A 6540-nucleotide genomic window follows, 5' to 3' on the forward strand; every position below is an offset into this window, starting at 1 on the left:
CGCGGACTTGGGCGTGCGCGCACTGCCGCGGCCACGGCCTGCCAGCGCCGGACCGCTTTCTGGCCCCGCTGGAAGATGTGTCCGCGGCATGGCATCGTGCGGCGTTCGGCGAGGGCCCGCGGCCACGGTAGCGGCCGCTTGTGTGCCGCAACGCAACATTTTCCCGCCTTGCCTGGCTGCCCGCCTCCGGCACCCCGTGCGTTTTCCTATATATTGTCGGCGTTCACGTCACACGGCAGTCCAGGAGATGCACCCGATGAATTCCGGCCAACTGATTGAAAAACTCGCTGCGATTTTCGCGCTGATCGTCCTGATCGGTGGCTCGCTGCTGGTGCTCGCGCCCTTCACCACCGCGCTGCTGTGGAGCTCCATCCTGGCCTTCAGCTCGTGGTACCCCTATACCGTGCTGGCGCGCTGGCTGGGCAACCGGCGCAGCCTGGCCGCCGTGATCTGCGTGCTGCTGGCCGCCGTGATCGTGCTGGGCCCCTTTGTCTATGCCGGCGCCAGCATCTCCGCGCATATCGACGAGCTGTCCGGCCTGGCCGACCGCGTCATGGATCATGGCCTGCCGCCGTTGCCGGAATGGATCACCGGCCTGCCTTACGTGGGCAGCTACCTGCAAAACTCCTGGGACAAGCTGATCCACGCCGACTCGGAAATGGTGGCCAACCTGCGCAAGCTGATCGCGCCCGTGGGCCATGTAATACTCGGCGCGGGGCTGTCGATCGGCGCCGGGCTGGGCCAGCTGGCGCTGTCCATCGTGCTGGCGTTCTTCTTCTATACCGGCGGCGAATTCGCGGTGGCCTGGCTACGCGCCGGCATGCGCCGCATTGCGGGCGAGCGCGCCGACTACCTGCTGGCGCTGGCCGGCAACACGGTCAAGGGCGTGGTCTACGGCGTGCTGGGCACGGCCTTCGTGCAGGCCGTGCTGGCCGGCATCGGTTTCTGGATCGCCGGCGTGCCCGGCGCCGCCATCCTCGGCTTCGTCACCTTCTTCCTGTCCGTGATCCCGGTCGGGCCGCCGCTGGTATGGATTCCCGCCGCACTGTGGCTGTATCACACCGGCTCGCTGGGTTGGGCCATTTTCATGGTGGTGTGGGGCGTGGGCGTGGTCAGCATGGCCGACAACGTCATCAAGCCCCTGCTGATCAGCAAGGGCACCAACATGCCATTGATCTGGGTGATGCTGGGCGTGTTCGGCGGTGCGCTGGCGTTTGGCTTCCTCGGTGTATTTATCGGCCCGACCCTGCTGGCGGTGGCCTACGCGCTGCTGCGCGACTGGACCATCGGCTCGGAGAACCTGCTCAACCCGCCGCCCGCGCTGGCCCAGGGCAAGCCCCTCACTACCGCCGAAGACGTGGCGGGTTCCGGCAAGGCATGAGCGACGCCTGCCGTTCCGACCCGCACCACGCAGAGCCCGCCCCGCCGGCCGACCTCAGCCGGCTGGTGGCCTGCGAATATTGCGACGCGGTCTACCAGCGCGCAGAACTGGACCCGGGCGAGCGCGCGCTGTGCCTGCGCTGCGGCGGCCAGCTCTACCGCGAAAGCTTGCGCGCCTATACCCGGCTGCTGCCGCTGGTGATGACCGCGCTGATCCTGTTCCTGGTGTCCAACGCCTATCCCATCGTCGAGATGGATCTCAAGGGCGTGCGCACCCAAACCACGCTGTGGGGCGCGGTGCAGGCGCTCTACGCGGACCATATGACGCTGGTGGCGGTCCTGGTGTTCGCCACCACCATCCTGTTTCCCCTGTCCGAGATGCTGATGATGCTTTACCTGCTGGTACCGATGGCGCGGCGCCGCATGCCGCCCGGCTTCGAGCGCATCGTGCGCGGTATCCGGCAAACCCGGCCGTGGGGCATGATCGAAGTCTTCATGATCGGCGTGCTGGTGACGCTGGTGAAGCTCTCGACCATGGCCCAGGTGCTGCCTGGTGTCGCGCTGTGGTCGTTCGCCGCGCTGGTCATCGTGCTGGCCGCGATGCTGTCGTTCGACCCGCGCGAGCTCTGGCAATACCTGGACGAGGAGCCGCCCAGATGAGCGTCCCGCCGAACGACAAGAGCGTCGGCCTCAGGGACTCCCGCCTGGCCCGCTCGCGCCGGCTCGCGGCCAACGTGGTGGCGGAACTGACCGACGACGACGAAAGCAAGCCGCTGGCGCAGGTGCCCACGGCCACCGCGATGGGCCTGCTGTCGTGCCACGCCTGCGATGCGCTCAGCCCGCGCACGCTGGAGGGCGAGCCCTGCCCGCGCTGCGGCGCCACCCTGCATCACCGCAAGCCGCAAAGCCTGACCCGCACCTGGGCCTTCCTGCTGGCAGCCTACATCCTGTATATCCCCGCCAACCTGCTGCCGGTGATGGTGACGCAGTCCATCCTCGGCACGCAGCGGGACACCATCCTGTCCGGCGTGATCTACCTGTGGCTGTCCGGCTCCAACCTGCTGGCCATCGTGGTCCTGATCGCCAGCATCGTGGTGCCGCTGCTGAAGATGATGATCCTCACCATGCTGCTGCTCTCGGTGCACTTCCGCTCGACCTGGCGGATCCGCCAGCAGACCAGGCTGTACGGACTGGTGGAAGTGATCGGCCGCTGGTCGATGCTCGATATTTTCGTGGTGGCGCTGCTGGCTTCGCTGGTGCGTGCCGGGGCGCTCGCCACCATCATCCCCGGAGCCGGCGCCGTCGCCTTCGGCTCCGTGGTGGTGCTCACCATGATGGCCTCGCTAAGTTTCGACCCCCGCCTGCTGTGGGATTCGCTGGATACAAAAGATGCCCGACCTTGATCAGTCCTCCCCCTCCTCCCCACCGCCCACGCCCGAGCGGCGGCGCCGCGCGCGCTGGCTGCCCTCGCTGGTATGGCTGATTCCGATCGTGGCGGCGGTGGTTGGCCTGTCGCTGCTGATCCGCACGCTCTCCGAGCGCGGCCCCGAAATCACGGTCACATTCCGCACCGCCGAGGGCCTGGTCCCGGGCAAGACGGCCGTGCGCTACAAGGACGTGGACATCGGCCTGGTGAAGTCGGTCCGGCTGGCGTCGGACCGCTCGCACGTGATCGCCAAGATCGACCTGACCCAGGATGCGGAGAGCTTCTCCACCAAGGACACGCGCTTCTGGGTGGTACGCCCGCGCTTTGCCACCAGCGGCATCTCCGGGCTGGAGACGCTGCTGTCCGGTGCCTATATCGGCGTTGACGCCGGCAAGTCGGAAGAGCGCGTGCGCGTGTTCACGGGCCTGGAAGTACCGCCCGCGGTCACTACCGATGCCTCCGGCAAGCAGTTCGTGCTGCGCGCCGCCGACCTCGGCTCGCTCGATATCGGCTCGCCGGTCTACTACCGCCGCGTGCAGGTGGGCCAGGTGGTGGCCTACCAGCTTGAACCCAACGGACGCGATCTCTCGCTGCGCGTGTTCGTCAACAAGCCTTACGACAAGCTGGTCACCGCCGACTCCCGCTTCTGGCATGCCAGCGGCGTGGACATCAAGCTCGATGCCGGCGGCCTCAAGATCAATACGCAATCGATGGTCACGGTGATGCTGGGGGGGGTTGCCTTCCAGGCGCCGGACGATTCCAAGGCGACCGACGCCGCCAACGAGAACACCCAGTTCCTGCTGGCCAGCGACCAGACCGAGGCCATGAAGGAGCCCGAGGAACTCGTGCCCTCGCTCGCCGTGCTCAACTTCGATCAGTCGGTGCGCGGTTTGTCGCCCGGCGCGCCGGTGGACTTCCGCGGGGTGGTGGTGGGCCAGGTGCGCTCGATCGGCATCGAATACCAGAGTGCGAAGAAGGCATTCCGCCTGCCGGTGGTGGTGGAACTGTATCCCGCGCGCATGGGCTTCCGGCCGCAGGACATCGAGGACATCAACCGGGCCCGCAACATCGTCCAGACCCTGATCAAGCGCGGCATGCGCGCGCAGTTGCGCACCGGCAACCTGCTGACGGGCCAGCTCTACGTGGCGCTCGACTTCTTCCCCAAGGCGCCGCCGGCCAGCGTCAACCTGGATGGCGCGCTGCCTGAACTGGCCACCACGCCAGGTGCCTTCGACGAATTGCAAGCCAAGCTTGGCGACATCGTCAACAAGATCGACAAGGTGCCGTTCGAACAGATCGGCCAGGACCTGCGCACGTCGATGGCGACGCTCAACGCCATGATGACCAGCGCCGACAAGCTGGTGGCGCAGCTCAATGGCGATGTGGCGCCGCAGGTGCTGGCGGCGCTGCAGGACGCGCGCAAGACGCTGAGCGCCGCCAACGGCACGCTCGCCTCCGATGCGCCGCTGCAGCAAGACACGCGCCGCATGATGCAGGAGCTGACACGCACCGCGGTGTCGCTGCGCACACTGACCGAATACCTCGAACGCCATCCCGAAGCGCTGGTGCGCGGCAAGCCGGAGAAATAATCATGACCCGCTCGAACCTGATGCTGCCCCTGTTGCCGCCGCTCGCCCTGGCCGCCGCGCTGCTGACCGGCTGCGCCTCGCCCGATCCGCGCTACTACACGCTGGCCCAGGGCCCCGACGCCACCGTGCCCGCCGCCGGACAGGCCGCCACGCCGGCGCGTGCGGCCCAGGCACAACCGGTGTGGATCGAAGTCGCGCCGGTGCGCGTGCCCGAGCGCCTGAACCGCCCGCAACTGGTCGTGCGTGACGGCAAGGACGGCGGCGAACTGAAGCTGCTGGACCTGTCGCGCTGGTCCGCGCCCCTGCCCGACGAACTGCGCGACGCACTGTCGCAGCAACTGCAAGCCAGGCTGGGCGCGGTCGATACCTACCAGCAAGGCTTGTCGGAAGTGGAACCCGTGTACCGCATCACCACCGAAGTGGTCCGCCTGGACGCCGAAGTCGGCCAGCGCGCCGGCGCCGTCATCAACTGGACCGTGCGGCGCCTGCCAGACGGCAAGGTCAACGCCGGCCGCACGCAGGCCGAGCTGCCCGCGCCGGGCGCGGTCGACGGCGTCGTGGCGGCATATCGCCAGATCGTGGCAAACACGGCGACGGACATCGCCGCCGGCGTGGAATCGCTGCGCCGCTGAACGGCCGCGAGGCGATGCGGCGGGACGCCAGTCCCGCCCTTGCCGACCTCAGTCCTCGGCCGGCGCGCCGTTCCCCCGGCAACTGCGCCGCCGCTCCGCTTCCGCCATTGCCGCCAGGCAAGCCTCGGCATCGCCTGCCACCAGCTTCACCGAACAGGCCAGCATCAGGTTCTTGCCCAGGCCGAAATCCTCCACCACGAAACCGCGCGCATCGAGCCGCTCGCCCTTGTCGCCTGTCGCCACCGCGGCGCGGTCGAGCAAGGTACCGGGATCGCTGCTGTAGCCCCAGACCGGCTTTTGCAGCGCGATGGCAAATCCCGCTTCAAACGCCGTGCCGGAATCCGGCTCACCCGGCCCGCGGAAATCGTCGAGGTTAGCCATCACCATGTCGGCGCGGCGGATCAGGTTGATGTTGGCTTCGTAGATCCAGCGGGCAGTGTCGGGGCCGGACAAGCCGGCCGGAGCGGATTTGTCGAGGGGATACAAACCTTGGAAGCCGTGCCGCGCGCAAAGCGCCTTCAGCGTCTCGCCATAGGCGATGGCGTCCTTGCGAAACACGTCGAAACCGGCGAGGTAAATGGTTTTCATTTTCAGGCGGAGATTGGTGGCTGGCGGCGCATAGCTTATCCGTTCGAGGTTAAGGTTTGAGGTTAAGTCGAAGATTCGGGATCAATGTGAACGGCTTGAGCAACGATTAGGCGTAGCTGTGTGGAACTGACATCGCCCTGGTGGGGGGGGCGCTGTTTTTTTTGTGCGGCGATGGTTATTGCACCCAACAGCCATACGACATCCGCCTGCTGGGGTGGGCGTTGTTTCTTTGAGCGGTGGTGGTATGTTGCACTCAAAGGAATACGACATCCCCCTGCGGGGGACGCCGGTCACTCTTCTTTGCTTCGGCAAAGAAGACTAACGAGAAGAAAGCCGACCCTGCCGGGGGCAGAGCAATAAGGCTTTCGGATATCGGTGGTTTCGTCGTACGGCCCAAAGTGCCGGCGGGCTTCTGCCGGTACCGGCTTGAGCGGCCACGGATCTGCCAGCCTCCGGGATTCGTGGTGGGGCCCCCGGTAGCAGACATCACAGACTTCGAGCCGTCTGTCGCTCGCGAAGTGGGCGGCCACGAAGTTGCAGGCGGTCCGGTTCCGTCGTGGGCGCGGTGGCACCGGGTGATATGCCCGAGGCCTTCACCACCGCGCCCGCCCCACCACGAAACCATGGGCATGTGATGTGTCGTGGTGGTCCGTGCCGGTAGCGGCAGATGTGGGAATGGTCACTGCGCACGAGGTCGGGGGCATCACCACGAAACCCATGGGTCGTGCCATTGCGATGCCCTGCAAGCTGGCAACGGCAGATGCCAGCAGAACTGTGGCCGTACGACGAAACCAGCGTCCCTCGCACTCGCGATTGCTCTGCTCCCGGCAGGGTCGGCTTTCTTCTCGTTAGTCTTCTTTGCCGAGGCAAAGAAGAGTGACCGGCGTCCCCCGCAGGGGGATGTCGTACGCACTTGGGTGCAACA

6 protein-coding genes are annotated in these 6540 nt (G+C 66.7%); 5 read left to right on the top strand and 1 reads right to left on the bottom strand.

All coding sequences use genetic code 11. The annotated features are described in order from the left end of the window. The first annotated feature begins 256 nt into the window (after window positions 1–256). From AC1DS6_RS14890 to AC1DS6_RS14910, 5 genes are read left to right on the top strand one after another with little or no spacing between them, the layout of a single operon-like run. Window positions 257–1381 carry an AI-2E family transporter gene (locus tag AC1DS6_RS14890; protein ID WP_441626485.1) on the top strand — a complete coding sequence of 375 codons (1125 nt, stop codon included), beginning with the start codon at window positions 257–259 and terminating at the stop codon, window positions 1379–1381. After that, window positions 1378–2040, top strand: a complete 663-nt coding sequence (locus AC1DS6_RS14895) for a paraquat-inducible protein A (protein ID WP_477102663.1) — start codon at window positions 1378–1380, stop codon at window positions 2038–2040. Before AC1DS6_RS14890 ends, AC1DS6_RS14895 begins: the two co-directional genes overlap by 4 nt. Beyond that, the gene (locus AC1DS6_RS14900) at window positions 2037–2783 is read left to right on the top strand and encodes a paraquat-inducible protein A (protein ID WP_477102664.1); all 747 of its coding nucleotides are present in this window, start codon (window positions 2037–2039) and stop codon (window positions 2781–2783) included. The genes AC1DS6_RS14895 and AC1DS6_RS14900 overlap by 4 nt, the downstream gene beginning before the upstream one ends. Continuing rightward, on the top strand, window positions 2770–4395 hold the full coding sequence (locus AC1DS6_RS14905; protein ID WP_477102665.1) for a PqiB family protein: 1626 nt from the start codon (window positions 2770–2772) through the stop codon (window positions 4393–4395). Before AC1DS6_RS14900 ends, AC1DS6_RS14905 begins: the two co-directional genes overlap by 14 nt. 2 nt (window positions 4396–4397) lie before the next feature. Beyond that, on the top strand, window positions 4398–5027 hold the full coding sequence (locus AC1DS6_RS14910) for a PqiC family protein (protein ID WP_441626493.1): 630 nt from the start codon (window positions 4398–4400) through the stop codon (window positions 5025–5027). 48 nt (window positions 5028–5075) lie between these two features. Here AC1DS6_RS14910 and AC1DS6_RS14915 read toward each other — a convergent pair whose 3' ends face one another. Then, the gene (locus AC1DS6_RS14915; protein ID WP_441626495.1) at window positions 5076–5615 is read right to left on the bottom strand and encodes a nucleoside 2-deoxyribosyltransferase; all 540 of its coding nucleotides are present in this window, start codon (window positions 5613–5615) and stop codon (window positions 5076–5078) included. Window positions 5616–6540 lie beyond the last annotated feature (925 nt).

Source organism: Cupriavidus sp. 05L310, assembly GCF_056398185.1.